Below are 16,708 nucleotides of genomic sequence, written 5' to 3'. Positions count from 1 at the left end.
CGAGCGGTTTGTCGCCAGCCCGATGCGATGGAGACTGCTCGAAGCCCGAAGCCCGAAGCCCGAGGCCCGAAGCCCGAAGCCCGAAGCCCGAGGCCCGAGGCCCGAGGCCCGAAGCCCGAGGCCCGAAGCCCGAAGCCCGAAGCCCGAGGCCCGAAGCCCGAAGCCCGAGGCCCGAAGCCCGAGGCCCGAGGCCCGAGGCCCGAAGCCCGAAGCCCGAAGCCCGAAGCCCGAAGCCCTAAACGAAACAGGCCCCGCCGGTCATCCGGCGGGGCCTGTCGCTTTCAGGTCACTCGGGAAGCCGCTCGATCAGGCCGAGCCGATCATCTTGCGCAGCACGAAGTGCAGGATGCCGCCGTGGCGGTAGTACTCCAGCTCGTTGGCGGTGTCGATGCGGCACAGCGCCTCGAAGGTCTTCTCTCCCTTGTCGCTCTCGATGGTCACCTCGACCGTGCCGCCCGGAGTGAGCTCGCCGAGCCCCTTGACGGAGACGCGCTCGTCGCCGGTCAGGCCCATCGTCTGGCGGGTCTCGCCTTCGGGGAACTGCAGCGGCACCACCCCCATGCCGATCAGGTTGGAACGGTGGATGCGCTCGAAGGACTCGGCGATCACCGCACGCACGCCGAGCAGCCGGGTGCCCTTGGCGGCCCAGTCGCGGCTGGAGCCGGTGCCGTATTCCTTGCCGGCGATCACCACCAGCGGCGTGCCTTCCTGCTGGTACTGCATGGCCGCGTCATAGATGGCCATCTGCTTGCCGGACGGCACATGGCGGGTCTCGCCGCCGACCACCCCGTCGAGCATCTCGTTCTTGATGCGCACGTTGGCGAAGGTGCCGCGCATCATGATCTCGTGGTTGCCGCGCCGCGAGCCGTAGGAGTTGAAGTCCACCGGCTTGACGCCGCGCTCCTGCAGGTAGCGGCCCGCCGGGCTGTCGGGCTTGATGGCGCCGGCCGGGGAGATGTGGTCGGTGGTCACCGAGTCGCCGAGCAGCGCCAGCACGTGGGCGCGCTCGACGTCTTCCACCGGCGACGGGGTCTTGCCCATGCCATCGAAGAACGGCGGGTGCTGGATGTAGGTCGATGTCTCGTCCCACTGGTAGACCTGGCTCTGGGGCACGTCGATGGCCTGCCACACGTCGTCGCCCTCGAACACCTCGGCGTACTCCTTGCGGTACATCTCGGTGCGCACCTGCTCCACCGCCTCGGCGATCTCGGCCTGGGAGGGCCAGATGTCCTTGAGATAGACCGGTTTTCCGTGCTGATCGACGCCGAGGGCATCGTTGACCAGGTCCTTCTGGACGTTGCCGGCCAGTGCGTAGGCCACCACCAGGGGCGGCGAGGCCAGCCAGTTGGTCTTGACCAGCGGATGGACGCGGCCCTCGAAGTTGCGGTTGCCGGACAGCACCGAGGCCACCGCCAGGTCGCCGTCGGTGATCGCCTGCTCGATGGGTTCTGGCAGCGGGCCGGAATTGCCGATGCAGGTGGTGCAGCCGTAGCCCACCAGGTTGAAGCCCAGCGCGTCGAGGTCGTCCTGCACGCCGCCGGCGGCCAGGTAGTCGGTGACGACCTTGGAGCCGGGCGCCAGCGATGTCTTGACCCAGGGCTTGGTGGTCAGGCCCTTGGCCAGGGCGTTGCGGGCCAGCAGGCCGGCGGCCATCATCACGCTGGGGTTGGAGGTGTTGGTGCAGGAGGTGATGGCGGCGATCACCACCGCGCCCGGGTCGAGGCGGAAGGCTTCACCGTCGAGGTCGACCTCCTGGCTATCGTGATGCTCGTAGCTTTCATCGACGCCCACCGCCGTCTGGCCGCCCTCGGACATCAGCTTGCCGTTCTCGGCGTTGGTGGAAGGCTTCTTGCCGTCGTCTTCCATCACCGTGGCGAAGGCCTGGGGCATGTCCTTGAGGGCGACGCGATCCTGCGGGCGCTTGGGACCGGCCAGGCTGGCTTCCACGTCGCCCATGTCCAGTGCCAGAGTGTCGCTGAAGATCGGCTCGGCGCCAGGCTCGCGCCACAGCCCCTGGGCCTTGCAGTAGGCCTCGACCAGCGCCACCTGCTCGTCGTCGCGACCAGTCAGGCGCAGGTAGTGCAGTGTCTCGTCGTCCACCGGGAAGAAACCGCAGGTGGCGCCGTATTCGGGGGCCATGTTGGCGATGGTGGCGCGGTCGGCCAGCGGCAGGTCCTTGAGGCCGTCGCCGTAGAACTCGACGAACTTGCCGACCACGCCGCGCTGGCGAAGCATCTGGGTCACCGTCAGCACCAGGTCGGTGGCGGTGATGCCCTCGCGCAGCTTGCCGGTGAGCTTGAAGCCCACCACCTCGGGGATCAGCATCGACACCGGCTGGCCGAGCATGGCGGCTTCGGCCTCGATGCCGCCGACGCCCCAGCCCAGCACGCCCAGGCCGTTGATCATGGTGGTGTGGGAGTCGGTGCCGACCAGGGTGTCGGGGTAGGCGAGCGTCTTGCCGTCCTCCTCCCTGGTCCACACCGTCTTGCCGAGGTACTCCAGGTTGACCTGGTGGCAGATGCCGGTGCCCGGCGGTACCACACGGAAGTTGTCGAAGGCCTGCTGGCCCCAGCGCAGGAACTCGTAGCGCTCGCGGTTGCGCTCCATCTCGATGGCGACGTTGTCCTTGAAGGCACTGGGATCGCCGAAGTGGTCGACCATCACCGAGTGGTCGATCACCAGGTCCACCGGCGACAGCGGGTTGATGCGCGAAGGCTCCTCGCCGAGAGTCTCGACGGCAGCACGCATCGAGGCCAGGTCGACCACGCCGGGTACGCCGGTGAAGTCCTGCATCAGCACTCGGGCCGGTCGATAGCCGATCTCGCGATCGGACGAGGCCGTCTTCTGCCAGTCGACCAGCGCCTGCATGTCCTCCTGGCTGACGCCTTCCTGGCCGGCGAAGCGCAGCTGGTTCTCCAGCAGGATCTTCAGCGTCATCGGCAGGCGCTCGATGTCGCCCAGCGCCTCGGCGGCCTTCGGCAGGCTATGATAGTGATAGGTGGTGCCGGCGGCCTCCAGGGGCTGCAGGGTCTCCGGTAGGGACGAGGTGCTCATGCTGTCCTCCTTTCGCGGGGGAAATGGTCGAACCATCCTGGTCCTGTCAGGATTACATGGTCATGATAGATGGCCTTTTCAAGCGGCGCGTCGATGAGCTCGCCCCTTGAAATGCCGCCCCCGACCCCCATATACGCTGCGGGACTCATGCCAGGGAGGTTTCGTGCACGAGGAAGCTCTCGACAACCATGCCGTTCGCTGTCCCTATTGCGATACGGCCTTCGAGCTGCAGGTCGATGCCTCCCAGGGCAGCCACGAGACCTGGGAAGACTGTCCACGCTGCTGTGCGCCGATACAGCTGCGTATCGAGGTCTCGCCCGTCAGTGGCGAACTCGAATCTCTCAGCCTGGGCCGCGACGACGACGTGCTGTGAGTCCGGGCGTCCCGGCCCGGATGAGTCGCTACGGAATACGAATATATAGCCATTGTCTATCAATGCCATTGATCTGACCTAATGGCGCCGCGAGAATGCCTGACCTAGCGTAGGCATTTCGCATTCATTCACCCTCGAGTGTCATTCACGACTGCAAGGAGTTTTGCATGAGCGTACTGGTTGGACGTCAAGCCCCCGATTTCGAAGCCGCCGCTGTCCTGGGCAATGGCGAGATCGTCGAGAACTACAAGCTCTCCGACAGCAACGGCAAGCTGCGCGTGCTGTTCTTCTGGCCGCTGGACTTCACCTTCGTGTGCCCGTCCGAGATCATCGCCCACGACAACCGCCTGGCCCAGTTCAAGGAGCTTGGCGTCGAGGTGATCGGCGTGTCCATCGACTCCCAGTTCACCCACCACGCCTGGCGCCTGACCGCGCCGGAGAAGGGCGGCATCGGTGAGGTCGGCTTCCCGATCGTGGCCGACGTCAAGCACGAGATCACCCAGGCTTACGGCATCGAGCATCCGGACGCCGGCGTCGCCATGCGCGGCTCCTTCCTGATCGACGAGGACGGTGTCGTCCAGCACCAGGTCGTCAACAACCTGCCGCTGGGCCGCAACGTCGACGAGATGCTGCGCATGGTCAAGGCCCTGCAGTTCCACCAGAAGAACGGCGAAGTCTGCCCGGCCGGCTGGGACGAAGGCCAGGAAGGCATGAAGGACACCGCCGAAGGTGTCGCGAGCTACCTGGGCAACCACGCCGGCGCCCTCTAAGCCCGCGTGATGTCCCCAGGGGCGGCCTTCGGGCCGCCCCTGGCGTCACCGACAGCGGCCTTCGCGATGCCGGCGGCTCGCCGCCATCGCCAAGCCCGTTGCTCCATCCTTTCGAGAATTGCGAGGTTCCCCCATGAGCGAAGCGCGCCACGAACGCCTGATCATCCTCGGGTCCGGTCCGGCCGGCTATACCGCGGCGGTCTATGCGGCCCGCGCCAACCTGAAGCCGCTGCTGATCACCGGCATCCAGGCCGGCGGCCAGCTGACCACTACGACGGACGTGGACAACTGGCCGGGTGACGACACCGGCGTGCAGGGCCCCGAGCTGATGGAGCGCATGAAGCGCCATGCCGAGCGCTTCGACACCGAAGTGCTGTTCGACCATATCCATGAGGTCGAGCTGCGCGGCAAGCCCTACACCCTCAAGGGCGACAACGGCACCTACACCTGCGACGCGCTGATCATTGCCACCGGCGCCAGTGCCCGCTATCTGGGCCTGGAGTCCGAGCAGCGGTTCATGGGGCAGGGCGTGTCGGCGTGCGCGACCTGTGACGGTTTCTTCTACCGCAACCAGGAGGTCGTGGTGGTCGGCGGCGGCAACACCGCCGTGGAGGAGGCGCTGTACCTCTCCAACATCGCCTCCAGGGTCACCCTGGTGCATCGCCGCGACAGCCTGCGCGCCGAGAAGATCCTCCAGGACAAGCTGTTCGAGAAAGCCGAGAACGGCAACGTCGAGCTGGTATGGAACCACACCCTGGACGAAGTGCTGGGCGACAATACCGGCGTCACCGGAGCGCGGCTCAAGTCCACCGAGGACGGCAGCACCCGCGAGATCAATGCGCCCGGGGTGTTCATCGCCATCGGCCATAGCCCCAATACCGGCATCTTCGAGGGCCAGTTGGACATGGCCGGCGGCTATATCAAGGTGCAGTCCGGCCTCGAGGGCAATGCCACCGCCACCAGCGTGCCCGGGGTATTCGCCGCCGGCGACGTCATGGACCACGTCTACCGCCAGGCGGTGACGTCCGCCGGCACCGGCTGCATGGCCGCCCTCGACGCCGAGCGGTATCTGGACGAGCTGTAACCGGGCTTCGCCCGGAGCTGGAAGAACGCCCGCTTCGCGGGCTTAAGCTGGAAGCTTTAGGTAAAAGCTCACTACATGGCCGGATCAGGCTGTCTTCCAGCTTCCAGCTTCCAGCTTCCAGCTTCCAGCTGCCGCGAAGCGGCTAGTAATGCGGCGGCACTTCGTCTTCCGGACCGGGTGTCGTCGCGTCGGCTTCCTGAAGCGCCTGCTGCTGCTCGCGAAGTTTCTGCTGCATCAGCGCATTGAGGCGTTCCAGCTGCATCAGGCGCCGTTCCTGGGAGGCGATTGCCTGGTCCAGGGTGTCCAGCCAGTGTTCCTGGTGAGCGAGGCGACTCTCCAGGGCCTCCAGCCGTGCCGTCTGGCCGGAGGGCGTGTCATCGTCGTGCATGATAGACTCCTTATGTCGCGTCAATGCTCGTCATGGCGCGACTTGTCTTGGTCGTCTCTGACAAGTGTCTGCGCTGGGTAATTCGGCGTCGAACATCGGCTCTTGCATACGTCCGGTCAGTACGTTGTTTATCGATAGCCGGCCGGCTCGAGCTCGGAGGGGGTATCCCCGCCGGTTCTTCGCTGAACTTTGCCTGGCGACCCACGCGGTAGTGCGAAGGACGTAGGCCCGTATGGAATGGGCCTTGTCTCGCCTTCGCGCGGTGATCTTTCAGAGCCAGTCCATGCAATCGGATCGGGGGCGGCCCGCTGGCCGTTCGGTGCCTCGATCCCATCACATCCGTTCCCAACGATAAGAGAGTATCCGAGGTTTATGAATCGAAAGATCGTGTTTCGTTGTAGTGTCGTCAGTCTGTTGCTCGCCGCGCCGGCGCCGTTGCTGATCGCCCTGTTCGTTCAGTTCACCGGGGGAGAGCTGTCCCGCGAGCTGTTTGCCAGCCTCGAGGTCGGTGGTCTAGCGGTGGTCTATGTCGCCGCAGCCCTGGCGGTCTTCCTGCTGTTGCTGGTGGCCACCCTGGCGATCAATGCCTTGACGCCTCAACTGACCAACATCGCCGAGGTCGAGGAAGACGGCCGCGAGATTGGCGAGGTGAAGTGGTTCAACGTCAACAAGGGCTATGGCTTCATCACCCGCGACAGCGGCGAGGACGTCTTCGTCCACTTCCGCGCCATCCGCGGCCGCGGTCATCGCACCCTTGCCGAGGGCCAGAAGGTGAAGTATCACGTCTCGCGCAATGATCGGGGATTGCAGGCCGACGACGTCACCGTCATTACGTGAGAGGAAAGCGGCTGCGCTCGGCCATACGGCGTTAAAAATCGACTCAAAGTACTCATTTACTTCAGTAAACTCCGTCTTTTCGTCGATTTTTGCCTTGTCTGGCCTTCGCTCGCCAGCTTTCTGATAGCTCTGTATCTCAGCACTTAACGACATCGCCCCGCATCCGCGGGGCGATGTCGTTCTCGCTCACTGTCCCGAGTCGGGCCAGTCGATGGTGGCCTCACCGCCGTCCGGCCGCACCTGCAGGAAGCGGTCGGGGTCGTCGCCGGGCTGCCAGCCGCCCAGCGAGCAGCGTACCTCGCAGCCGAGCCGCTTGGCGGCCGCGCGCGCCAGCTCGGCGTCGGTGGGCCAGGGCGATTCGGCGCTGTCCAGCCACAGGCTGGCGAAGCCGTCGGCGGCCTTGTCCACCAGCAGTACCGGGATCTCGGCCTCTCCGTGGCGGCCCCGGGTGCGCCAGCGGTGCTTGCCGGCCGGCGCCAGGGGCGCGGCGTCGAGGGCCTCGCCGAGCCAGGCATTCAGGGCATCGGGTTCGACGCGCGCCAGGTAGATCTCGATGTCGGGGTAGCGTTCCATGGCGTCCTCAGGGGCGTGACGTGCCGTCGACGAACAGTCGCGTCAGGATGGCTTCATAGACCCGGCTGAGGTCGTCCAGATCGGCGGCACGCACCCGTTCGTTGACCTTGTGAATGGTGTCGTTGCGCGGGCCGAGTTCGACCACCTGGCTACCCAGGGTGGCGATGAAGCGGCCGTCGGAGGTGCCCCCGGCGGTGGACAGCTCGGGCCGATGGCCGAGCACGTCTTCGACGCCGCCGACCGCGGCGTCCACCAGTTCGCCCTCCGAGGTCAGGAAGGGCTCGCCGTTGAGGGTCCAGTCGATGTGGAAGTCCAGGCCATGAGCCTCGAGGATCGCCTCGGTGCGCGCGCGCAGCGTTTCGTGGGTCAGGGCGGTGGAGTAGCGGAAGTTGAACACCACTTCCACGTCGCCGGGAATGACGTTGGTGGCGCCGGTGCCCGAGCGGATGTTGGAGATCTGGAAGCTGGTCGCCGGGAAGAAGTCGTTGCCGCCGTCCCAGTGTTCGCGCACCAGGGCATCCAGTGCTGGCGACGCCTGGTGGATGGGGTTGCGCGCCAGGTGCGGGTAGGCCACATGGCCCTGCACGCCCTTGACGTGCAGCACGCCGCCCAGCGAGCCGCGGCGGCCGTTCTTGATCACGTCGCCGAGTCGCTCGGTGGAGGAGGGCTCGCCGACGATGCAGTAGTCGAGGCGATCGTGGGCCTCGCGCAGGTGCTCGACCACGGCACGGGTGCCGTCCACCGCAGGGCCTTCCTCGTCTGAGGTGATCAGGAAGGCCAGGCGTCCCGTGTGATCGGGGTGGGCGGCCACGAAGCGTTCCACGGCGGTGACCATGGCGGCCAGGCTGCCTTTCATGTCGGCGGCGCCGCGGCCGCACAGCATGCCGTCGTCATCGATGCGCGGCTCGAAGGGAGGATATTCCCAGTGCACGTCCGGGCCGCTGGGCACCACGTCGGTATGGCCGGCGAAGGCCAGCACCGGTCCGTGGTGGCCGCGTACCGCCCAGAAGTTCTCGACGTCGCCGAAGGGCAGGCGCTCGATGGTGAAGCCGAGGCGTTCCAGGCGCTCGATCATCATGTCCTGGCAGCCCAGGTCGTCGGGCGTCACGGACGGGCGGCGCATCAGCGCCATGGCGAGTTCGAGGGTCGGGGATAGCGAGGAATCGGGGGTGATCGAGGTCATTCGGAGTTCCGGCGGGCCGGACCCCGGCGCCCTCGGGCGCCGGGGCGAGGCTCAGTTGTGGGCGTGCAGGGCTTCGTTGAGGGCGATGGCGCTCTTGTTGGTCAGGCACTCGATGCGGCCGTTCTGGGAGTTGCGGCGCAGCAGCAGGTCGTCCTGGCCGGCCAGCTCGCGGGCCGCCACGACCTCGGCTTCCTGGCCCTGGTCGTCGAGCACGGCGACCTTGGCGCCGGCAGTGATGTAGAGGCCGGCCTCGACGGTGCATCGATCGCCCAGCGGGATGCCGATGCCGGCGTTGGCGCCGATCAGGCAGCCCTCGCCGACCTTGATCACGATGTTGCCGCCGCCGGACAGGGTGCCCATGGTGGAGCAGCCGCCGCCCAGGTCGGAGCCCTTGCCGACCATCACGCCGGCGGAGATGCGGCCTTCGATCATGCCCGGGCCTTCGGTGCCGGCGTTGAAGTTGACGAAGCCCTCGTGCATCACGGTGGTGCCTTCGCCGAGGTAGGCGCCCAGGCGCACCCGGGCGGTGTCGCCGATGCGCACGCCGGCGGGGACCACGTAGTCGGTCATCTTGGGGAACTTGTCGACGCAGTCCACCGACAGGGTGCGGCCTTCCAGGCGCGCCTTGAGACGCCGTGCCGGCAGCTCCTCGATGTCGATCGGGCCCTCGCTGGACCAGGCAATGTTGCGCAGCAGGCCGAACATGCCGGTCAGGTCGACGCCATGGGGCTTGACCAGGCGATGCGACAGCAGGTGCAGCTTGAGGTAGACCTCCGGGGCGCTCTGCGGCGGCAGGTCCTCGGCGATGAAGGTCGCCACCAGCGGCCGCTGGCTGGATGCCAGGGCCTCGGCGAGCTCGGCCTGGGCGGCGTGGCCGGCGGCCTCTAGGGCCGCGGCGAGCTCGGCGCACTGCTCCGGCAGGAAGCTGATGGCGGCGTTGCCGGCGGGGGCGTCGAGCACCTTGGCGGCGGCCTCGACCAGGGCGGCGTCGGGGTTCAACAGCGGCGCAGGGTAGTAGATTTCCAGCCAGTCGCCCTGGGTGTTCTGGGAGCCGATTCCGAGTGCAAAGCTGAGCATTGAGGGTGTCCTCTGTAAGTCGTTGGCGTCGTCTTGAGGGCGAGTTCTGGCCCGTCTATAGGTCGTCGTAGTCGCCGTCGCGGAAGCCGACGCGGATCTCGTCGCCGGTGTCCAGCAGCGGGCGCTTGAGCAGGGTGGGGTTGGCCAGCATCAGCTCGCGGGCCTTGTTGGCATCGACCTCTGCCTTGTCCTCGTCGGGCAGCTGCCGCCAGGTGGTGCTGCGCTTGTTGAGCAGGGTCAGCACCGGCACCTGCTCGAGGATGTGCTCGAGCAGGGCGGCGGACAGGCCGTCCTCGCGCAGGTCGTGGAACTGGAAGGGTTGCCCCTTGCCGTCCAGCGCCTTGCGCGCCTTGCGGCAGGTGTCGCAGTTCTTGATCCCGAACAGCGTCATCATGGCGTTGACCTCCTGGTCATGCGTGGCGTTCGGCGTGGCGGCGCAGCCGGCGGGCGGCTTCGGCGGTGGCGTCGAGCTCATCCACCAGTGCCAGGCGGATGCGGCCGGCGCCTGGGTTCACGCCGTCGGCGCCGGGGCGGCCCATGTAGCTGCCCGGCAGCACGCTGACGTGCTGCTCGGCGTACAGCGAGCGGGTGAAGGCCTCGTCGTCGCCGCCGGGCACCGCCGGCCACAGGTAGAAGCTGGCCTCCGGCGCGGGGAAGTCCAGCGCCGGGGCGAGGATCTCGGTCACCGTAGCGAACTTCTCGCGATAGGCATCGCGGTTGGCGCGTACGTGGGCCTCGTCGTTCCAGGCGGCGATCGAGGCGTGCTGCAGCGGCAGCGACATGGCACAGCCGTGATAGGTGCGGTAGCGGCGGAAGGCCGCGATCAGGTCGGCGTCGCCGGCCACGAAGCCCGAGCGCAGCCCCGGCAGGTTGGAGCGTTTGGACAGCGAGTGGAATACCAGGCAGCGCCGATAGTCGTGGCGGCCGAGCTCGCTGCAGGCCTGGAGCAGGCCCGGCGGCGGGGCTGCCTCGTCCAGGTAGAGCTCCGAGTAGCACTCGTCGGCGGCGACGATGAAGTCGAATTCGTCGGCCAGCGCGATCAGTTTCTTGAGTTCGCCGAGCGGCGTCACCGCACCGGTGGGATTGCCCGGCGAGCAGGTGAAGACGATCTGCACGTCGCGCCAGGTCTCGGCCGGCACCGCGTCGAGGTCGGGGCGGAAGCCGTGCTCGGCGCGGCAGTCAAGGTAGAGCGGCGTGCCTCCGGCCAGCAGGGCGGCGCCCTCGTAGATCTGGTAGAAGGGATTGGGCACCGCGACCCGGGCCGGGCGAGTACGATCCAGGGCCGCCTGGACGAAGGCGAAGATTGCCTCCCGGGTGCCGTTGACCGGCAGTACCTGATGCGCGGCGTCCAGTCCTTCGAGGGCGAAGCGCCGCCGGGCCCAGTCGGCGATGGCGCCGCGCAGTTCGGGAGTGCCGGCGGTGGCCGGGTAGCGGGCCATGTCGCCGAGGTGGGCCGTCAGCGCCTCCAGGGCGCCGGCATACGGGGCGTGGCGCGGCTCACCGATGGTCAGCGGGATCGGTGCCAGGCCTTCGGGTGGGGTCACGCCGGCCTTGAGGGCGGCGAGCTTCTCGAAGGGGTAAGGCTGGAGAGCGTCGAGATCGGGGTTCATGGGTGTCCAGTCTGGCCGTGGTCGGCGTCGTTATGATGTCTCGTGGCAAGACGCCGATTATAGGGAACCCCCGGTGGGGCCTCAAACGCCAGACACTGCGCAGAATGATCCGTCGACAAGTCTTCGAGCGCGGCTGGCCCGCCGGGGGGCATGAGCACGTCCCTGGGCGATTCTTTGGCGCCCCCTCTACGGCTTGTCCCCGGCGCCTGGCGTCGTTCAGCCGCTGATGTCGAGCACCTCGATCAGCCGCTCGCGCAGACGTTGCTGGCGACCGGGGTCGGTGATCGGTTCGCCGGCCTTGTCGGTGATGAAGAACACGTCCTCGACTCGCTCGCCGAGGGTAGCGATCTTGGCCGCCGAGAGCGCAATGTTCTGCTCCATGAAGATGCGCCCGACGCGAGCCAGCAGGCCGGGGCGGTCTGGCGCGGTGAGCTCCAGCATGGTGCGTCCGCCTGCCGTGTCCTGCTCGATGGCGACCTCGGTGGGCACCCGGAAATGCTTGAGCTGGCGCGGGGTGTGACGGGTGACGATCTGCGGATAGTCGTCCGGGTCGTCGAGCTCCTCCACAAGGTGGCGGCGGATCTCCTCCAGGCGCGCCGGCTCGCGGATGGCGCGGTTGAGGTCGTCGAGGACGATGAAGGTGTTGAGCGTCCAGTCGTTGCTGGAAGTGGCGATGCGGGCATCGTGGATCGACAGCCCGAGCTGTTCCATGGCCGCCGAGGTGGCGGCGAACAGATCGTCCACCGAGCGGGTGTGGATGAACACCTTGGTGCCGCCCTCGGCCATGTCGTCGGTGGGCGCGCTGATCATCACCAGCGGCAGCTCGCTGCCCTGGTGAGCGAGGATGCCCTGGGTCTGCCAGGCGATCTCGCTGGGCGCATACTGCAGGAAGTAGTCCTCGCCGAGCGACTCCCACAGCCGGTCGACGCGGGCCATGTCGGCGCCCACCGTGGCCAGCAGGGAGTGTGCCTCGTCGCGGGTCTCGCGCACCGAGTCGTCGCGCTCCAGCGGGTTCTCCAGGCCGCGGCGCAGGGCGCGTTTGGTCTCGGCATGGAGCTGGCGCAGCAGCGAAGCCCGCCAGCCGTTCCACAGCGTGGGGTTGGTGGCGGTGATGTCGGCCACGGTCAGCACGTAGAGGTAGTCGAGGCGGGTCTCGTCGCCGACCTGGCGGGCGAATTCGCTGATCACCTCCGGATCGCTGATATCGCGCTTCTGGGCGATCATCGACATCAGCAGGTGATGTTCCACCAGCCAGGCCACCAGCCGGGTGTCGCGACTCGACAGGCCATGCAGCGCGGCAAAGGCCTCCACGTCCTTGGCGCCGATCAGCGAGTGGTCGCCGCCGCGGCCCTTGCCGATGTCGTGGAACAGCCCGGCGATCCACAGCAGTTCGAGCTTGGGTAGCTGCTGGATAAGGGTGGCGGCCACCGGATAGGTCTCCCTGGCCTCGGCCTTGCGGAAGCCGTGGATGCACTTCAGCAATCGCAGGGTGTGGGCGTCCACGGTGTAGATGTGGAAGAGGTCGTGCTGCATCAGCCCGACCGCCTGGCCGAAGGCGGGCAGGTACTTGCCGAGCACCCCGTAGCGGTTCATGCGCCTGAGCTGCCTGGCGACGTTGCCGCTGGAGCGCAGCAGGGCCATGAACAGCCGCTGGTGGCGTGGATCTTCGCGGTAGCGATCGTCGATCAGGTGGCGATGGTCGCGAATCAGACGGATGGTGTCGGCGCGTACGCCTTCGATCTCCGGATGTTCGGCCATCAGCAGGAACAGCTCGAGCAGCGCCGAGGGAGACTCGCGGAACACCGCCCGAGAGCGCGCCTGGATATAGCCACCGGTGATCTCGAAGCGGGCGTTGATAGACACCGTCTCCAGTGCCTCGCCGCCGCGCAGGATGGCCTCGTCGAAGTGCTGCAGCAGCATGTCGTTGAGTCCGGCCAGGGCGGTGACGTGGCGATAGTAGCGCTTCATGAACTGCTCGACGGCCAGGCGCTCGGGCGTGTCCTGATAGCCGAACAGCTCGGCGATGGTGCGTTGGTGATCGAACAGCAGGCGATCCTCGGCGCGCCCGGTGAGCATGTGCAGGGCATAGCGCACCTGCCACAGGAAGGCCTGGCCCTGGCTGAGGATGCGCAGCTCGGCGTCGTTCATGAAGCCGATGTCGACGATGTCCTCGTAGCGCTGGGTGCCGAAGTGGCGCTTGGCGACCCAGCCGATCATCTGGATGTCGCGCAGCCCGCCCGGTGAGCTCTTGATGTTGGGCTCGAGGTGATACTCGGAGTTGTTGAAGCGATAGTGACGGGCGATCTGCTCCTGCCACTTGGCCTCGAAGAAGTGGTCCGCCGGCCATAGTCGGTCGGTGGCGATACGCACCTGCATGGCCTCTCGCAGCCGCTCGGCCCCGGCCAGGGTGCGAGACTCGAGCAGGTTGGTGATCACCGTGACGTCGGCGGCCGCCTCGCGCTCGCAGTCGCCGAGCGAGCGCACGCTGTGGCCGATCTCCAGGCCGATGTCCCACAGGAAGGTGATAAAGGCCGATAGTGACTCGCGATAGGGATGGTCATCATCCCCCTCGAGCAGCAGCAGCAGGTCGACGTCGGAGTGGGGATGCAGCTCGCCGCGGCCGTAGCCGCCCACGGCGAGCAGGGCGATGCCCTCGGGCCAGTCATGCTGCTCCCAGGCGAGTGCCAGCAGCCGGTCAAGGCACCAGGCGCGGCCATGCACCAGGTCGCGGATGTCGCTGCCGGCATGAAAGCGGGCATCCAGCCGGGTCTGGATCTCGGCCAGGGCTGCCTTGAACGGGGCGATCGGCGAACGGCTGCCGGTCAGCTCGGCGCGGAAGGCCTCGGCGTCGAACAGGGGTTCGTCGGGCGTGAAGGCGTAATGGTGGAGCAGCATGGCGGCCGGCTCAGCGGGAGAGGAATGAAAGGTCTTCGTCGCTGCGCGCGGTGAGCACCTCCACCCCGTTGTCGGTGACCAGCAGGGTGTGCTCCCACTGGGCGCTGAGGCTCTTGTCCTTGGTCACGGCGGTCCAGCCGTCACGCAGTACCTTGGTGCGATGATCACCGACATTGATCATCGGTTCGATGGTGAAGCACATCCCGGCCTTCAGTGCGATGTCCGCCTCCGGCGCATAGCCGTCGTAGTGCAGTACCTGGGGATCCTCGTGGAAGCCGGCGCCGATACCGTGGCCGCAGAAGTCGCGTACCACCGCGTAGCCGTTGGCTTCGGCATGCTGCTGGATGACGCGCGCAAGCTCGGACAGGCGCGCGCCGGGGCGCACCAGGGCGATGCTCTTGTAGAGACACTCCTGAGTGATCCGGCACAGGCGGCTGCCCTGGATGCTCTCGCCGACGATGAACATCACGCTGGAGTCGCCGTGGTAGCCGTCGACGGTCTTCACCGTGACGTCCAGGTTCATGATGTCGCCCTTCTTGAGCTTCTTGCCGTCGTCGGGAATGCCGTGGCACACCACGTGATTGATCGAGGTGCACACCGACTTGGGGAAGCCGTGGTAGTTGAGAGGCGCGGGCGTCGAGCCCAGTTCACGCACGATATAGTCGTGGCAGCGACGGTCGATCTCGCCGGTGGTGACGCCGGCCTCGATATAGGGGGCGATCATCTCCAGCACGCTGGCGGCCTGTCGACCTGCCTCGCGCATCTTCTCGATCTCGTCGGACGTCTTGATGGATACGTTCATGGAATCTCGGTATCAGGGGTGGTGTCGCCGGATTAACGGGGGGAGGGGCGTCGGGCGACTTCATCTCGGAGGTGATCCATGGTATAAAGCTGCGCGCCTTCCTGCAATCGCCGATCCCTGGTGCCGCTCGCGGCCCGCTGATTCCGTTGCCAGGACAGGTGCAATCAACGCAATGCCTTGAAAACACACATGCACCGGCACATGGTCCCGGGTGCCGTCGGTCTTGCCGCCGGTCGGATCCATGGGGTGCATGGAGGCCTAACCCGATTTCCAGGAGTCATCCATGGCACACGTCAATATGCGTGACCTGCTGAAGGCAGGCGCTCACTTCGGTCACCAGACACGTTACTGGAACCCGAAGATGAGCAAGTTCATCTTCGGCGCTCGTAACAAGATTCACATCATCAACCTCGAGCATACCCTCCCGGCCCTGAACGAGGCCATCGATGTGGTCGAGAAGATGGCGGCCGCGAACAACAAGATCCTGTTCGTGGGCACCAAGCGCAGCGCCAGCAAGATCATCAAGGAAGAGGCTAACCGCGTCGGTCAGCCGTTCGTCAACCATCGTTGGCTCGGCGGCATGCTGACCAACTACAAGACGATCCGTCAGTCGATCAAGCGCCTGCGCGACCTCGAGGCCATGCGCGAGGATGGTACCTTCGAGAAGCTGACCAAGAAAGAAGTCCTGATGGCGACCCGCGAGCAGGACAAGCTCGAGCGTTCCATCGGCGGTATCAAGGAGATGGGCGGCCTGCCCGACGCGCTGTTCGTGATCGACGTCGATCACGAGCGCATCGCCATCAACGAGGCGAACAAGCTGGGCATTCCGGTTATCGGCGTGGTGGACACCAACTCCAACCCGGACGGCGTCGACTACGTGATCCCGGGCAACGATGACTCCATCCGAGCCATCCAGATCTACGTCAAGGCCGTGGCAGACGCCTGCGCTCGCGCGAAGGAAGGTCGTCCCGACGAGTTCGTCGAGGTTACCGAAGAGAACGAAAGCGACGCCGCCGCCGAGTGATCGTCGGCCCGCCCGGGCGCCGGTCTGCGATTGTGCCGGCCGGCGCCGGGAGCGGCTCGAGCGCCGCGCCTCAGGGCGGGTAATGGACGTGCCGGGCTCATGCCCGGCCTCAACATTCCAGTTCTAAGCATTCAGAGGACACTACCATGGCAGCTATCAGCGCCTCCCAGGTCAAGGAACTGCGCGAGCGCACCGGACTCGGCATGATGGAGTGCAAGAAGGCGCTCACCGAGGCCGGCGGTGACATCGACACCGCGATCGAGAACCTTCGCAAGAACTCCGGTCTCAAGGCCGCCAAGAAGGCCGGCCGCACCGCCGCCGAGGGCGCCGTCGTGACTCGCATCGCCGAGGACGGCAGCTATGGCGTGATGGTCGAGATCAACTCCGAGACCGACTTCGTCGCCCGCGACGACAATTTCAAGGCTTTCGCCGACCAGGTCGCCGACGCCTTCTTCGCCGCCAAGAGCGAAGACGTCGCTGCCGTCATGGCAGGCGACCTGGAGGCCGCTCGCGAGCAGCTGGTGCAGAAGATCGGCGAGAACATCGGCGTGCGCCGTAGCGTCGTCGTCGAGGCGCCGGAAGGTGCTCGCGTGGGTGCCTACGTCCACGGTGGCCGCATCGGCGTGCTGACCGTCATCAAGGGCGGTACCGCCGAGGCCGCCAAGGACGTCGCCATGCACGTGGCCGCCATCAACCCGGCCGTTGCCCTGCCGGAAGACATGCCGCAGGACAAGCTGGACGCCGAGAAGGCGATCATCCTGGCCCAGCCGGACATGGCCGGCAAGCCGGAGCAGATCGCCGAGAAGATGGTCCAGGGCCGCCTCAAGAAGTACCTGGCCGAGAACAGCCTGACCGAGCAGCCCTTCGTCAAGGACCCCAACCAGAGCGTTGCCGAGTACGTCAAGGCCGCCGGTGGCGAGGTCGTTGGTTTCACCCGCTTCGAAGTGGGCGAGGGCATCGAGAAGGAAGAGGTCGACTTCGCCAAGGAAGTCATGGAACAGGCCAAGCGCAGCTAAGCCGGCGTCGGTTCCTGAGTGA

The 16,708-nt window shown here is 66.6% G+C and carries 15 protein-coding genes; 6 read left to right on the top strand and 9 right to left on the bottom strand.

Translation table 11 applies throughout. The features are described 5' to 3' along the window. Window positions 1–306: 306 nt before the first annotated feature. Window positions 307–3,054, bottom strand: a complete 2,748-nt coding sequence (gene acnA, locus FHR96_RS15745) for an aconitate hydratase AcnA (protein ID WP_183388683.1) — start codon at window positions 3,052–3,054, stop codon at window positions 307–309. A gap of 163 nt (window positions 3,055–3,217) precedes the next feature. Between acnA and FHR96_RS15740 the strand changes: the two genes are divergently transcribed. From FHR96_RS15740 to trxB, 3 genes are all read left to right on the top strand, one after another. Further along, on the top strand, window positions 3,218–3,427 hold the full coding sequence (locus FHR96_RS15740) for a zinc ribbon domain-containing protein (protein WP_183388682.1): 210 nt from the start codon (window positions 3,218–3,220) through the stop codon (window positions 3,425–3,427). Between the two features lie 167 nt (window positions 3,428–3,594). Further along, window positions 3,595–4,197, top strand: coding sequence for a peroxiredoxin (locus tag FHR96_RS15735; RefSeq protein ID WP_183388681.1), 603 nt, complete (start codon window positions 3,595–3,597; stop codon window positions 4,195–4,197). Between the two features lie 133 nt (window positions 4,198–4,330). Next, window positions 4,331–5,281 (top strand): thioredoxin-disulfide reductase, encoded by a 951-nt coding sequence (gene trxB, locus FHR96_RS15730; protein WP_183388680.1) that lies wholly within the window; start codon window positions 4,331–4,333, stop codon window positions 5,279–5,281. 142 nt (window positions 5,282–5,423) lie between these two features. Here trxB and FHR96_RS15725 read toward each other — a convergent pair whose 3' ends face one another. Continuing rightward, on the bottom strand, window positions 5,424–5,669 hold the full coding sequence (locus FHR96_RS15725; RefSeq protein ID WP_183388679.1) for a SlyX family protein: 246 nt from the start codon (window positions 5,667–5,669) through the stop codon (window positions 5,424–5,426). A 372-nt stretch (window positions 5,670–6,041) separates the two neighbouring features. Between FHR96_RS15725 and FHR96_RS22625 the strand changes: the two genes are divergently transcribed. Further along, complete coding sequence (locus tag FHR96_RS22625) at window positions 6,042–6,506, top strand: cold-shock protein (RefSeq protein WP_281378412.1); 465 nt, start codon at window positions 6,042–6,044, stop codon at window positions 6,504–6,506. A gap of 186 nt (window positions 6,507–6,692) precedes the next feature. On the opposite strand, the gene FHR96_RS15715 is transcribed toward FHR96_RS22625, so the two are convergent. From FHR96_RS15715 to map, 7 genes are all read right to left on the bottom strand, one after another. Beyond that, entirely contained in the window at window positions 6,693–7,079 is a 387-nt protein-coding gene (locus FHR96_RS15715) for a hypothetical protein (protein WP_183388678.1), read from the bottom strand. Window positions 7,080–7,086: 7 nt separating this feature from the next. After that, window positions 7,087–8,262, bottom strand: a complete 1,176-nt coding sequence (dapE, locus tag FHR96_RS15710; RefSeq protein ID WP_183388677.1) for a succinyl-diaminopimelate desuccinylase — start codon at window positions 8,260–8,262, stop codon at window positions 7,087–7,089. A 51-nt stretch (window positions 8,263–8,313) separates the two neighbouring features. Then, window positions 8,314–9,339, bottom strand: coding sequence for a 2,3,4,5-tetrahydropyridine-2,6-dicarboxylate N-succinyltransferase (gene dapD, locus FHR96_RS15705; RefSeq protein WP_183388676.1), 1,026 nt, complete (start codon window positions 9,337–9,339; stop codon window positions 8,314–8,316). Between the two features lie 55 nt (window positions 9,340–9,394). After that, window positions 9,395–9,733, bottom strand: coding sequence for an arsenate reductase (locus tag FHR96_RS15700; RefSeq protein ID WP_183388675.1), 339 nt, complete (start codon window positions 9,731–9,733; stop codon window positions 9,395–9,397). Window positions 9,734–9,749: 16 nt separating this feature from the next. Then, window positions 9,750–10,949 carry a succinyldiaminopimelate transaminase gene (dapC, locus tag FHR96_RS15695; protein WP_183388674.1) on the bottom strand — a complete coding sequence of 400 codons (1,200 nt, stop codon included), beginning with the start codon at window positions 10,947–10,949 and terminating at the stop codon, window positions 9,750–9,752. Between the two features lie 216 nt (window positions 10,950–11,165). After that, a complete protein-coding gene (locus FHR96_RS15690; protein WP_183388673.1) occupies window positions 11,166–13,844 on the bottom strand; it encodes a [protein-PII] uridylyltransferase in 2,679 nt (892 codons plus the stop codon). Window positions 13,845–13,854: 10 nt separating this feature from the next. Next, window positions 13,855–14,646 carry a type I methionyl aminopeptidase gene (map, locus tag FHR96_RS15685; protein WP_183388672.1) on the bottom strand — a complete coding sequence of 264 codons (792 nt, stop codon included), beginning with the start codon at window positions 14,644–14,646 and terminating at the stop codon, window positions 13,855–13,857. 283 nt (window positions 14,647–14,929) lie between these two features. Between map and rpsB the strand changes: the two genes are divergently transcribed. Next, the gene (gene rpsB / locus FHR96_RS15680; protein WP_183388671.1) at window positions 14,930–15,670 is read left to right on the top strand and encodes a 30S ribosomal protein S2; all 741 of its coding nucleotides are present in this window, start codon (window positions 14,930–14,932) and stop codon (window positions 15,668–15,670) included. 146 nt (window positions 15,671–15,816) lie between these two features. Further along, the gene (gene tsf / locus FHR96_RS15675; protein ID WP_183388670.1) at window positions 15,817–16,686 is read left to right on the top strand and encodes a translation elongation factor Ts; all 870 of its coding nucleotides are present in this window, start codon (window positions 15,817–15,819) and stop codon (window positions 16,684–16,686) included. The last annotated feature ends 22 nt before the right edge of the window (window positions 16,687–16,708 follow it).

This window comes from Halomonas organivorans, assembly GCF_014192055.1.
Taxonomy (GTDB): Bacteria; Pseudomonadota; Gammaproteobacteria; order Pseudomonadales; family Halomonadaceae; genus Halomonas; species Halomonas organivorans.
Note: the sequence above shows the minus strand (reverse complement) of the source record. Positions and strands in the feature narration are given on the sequence as shown.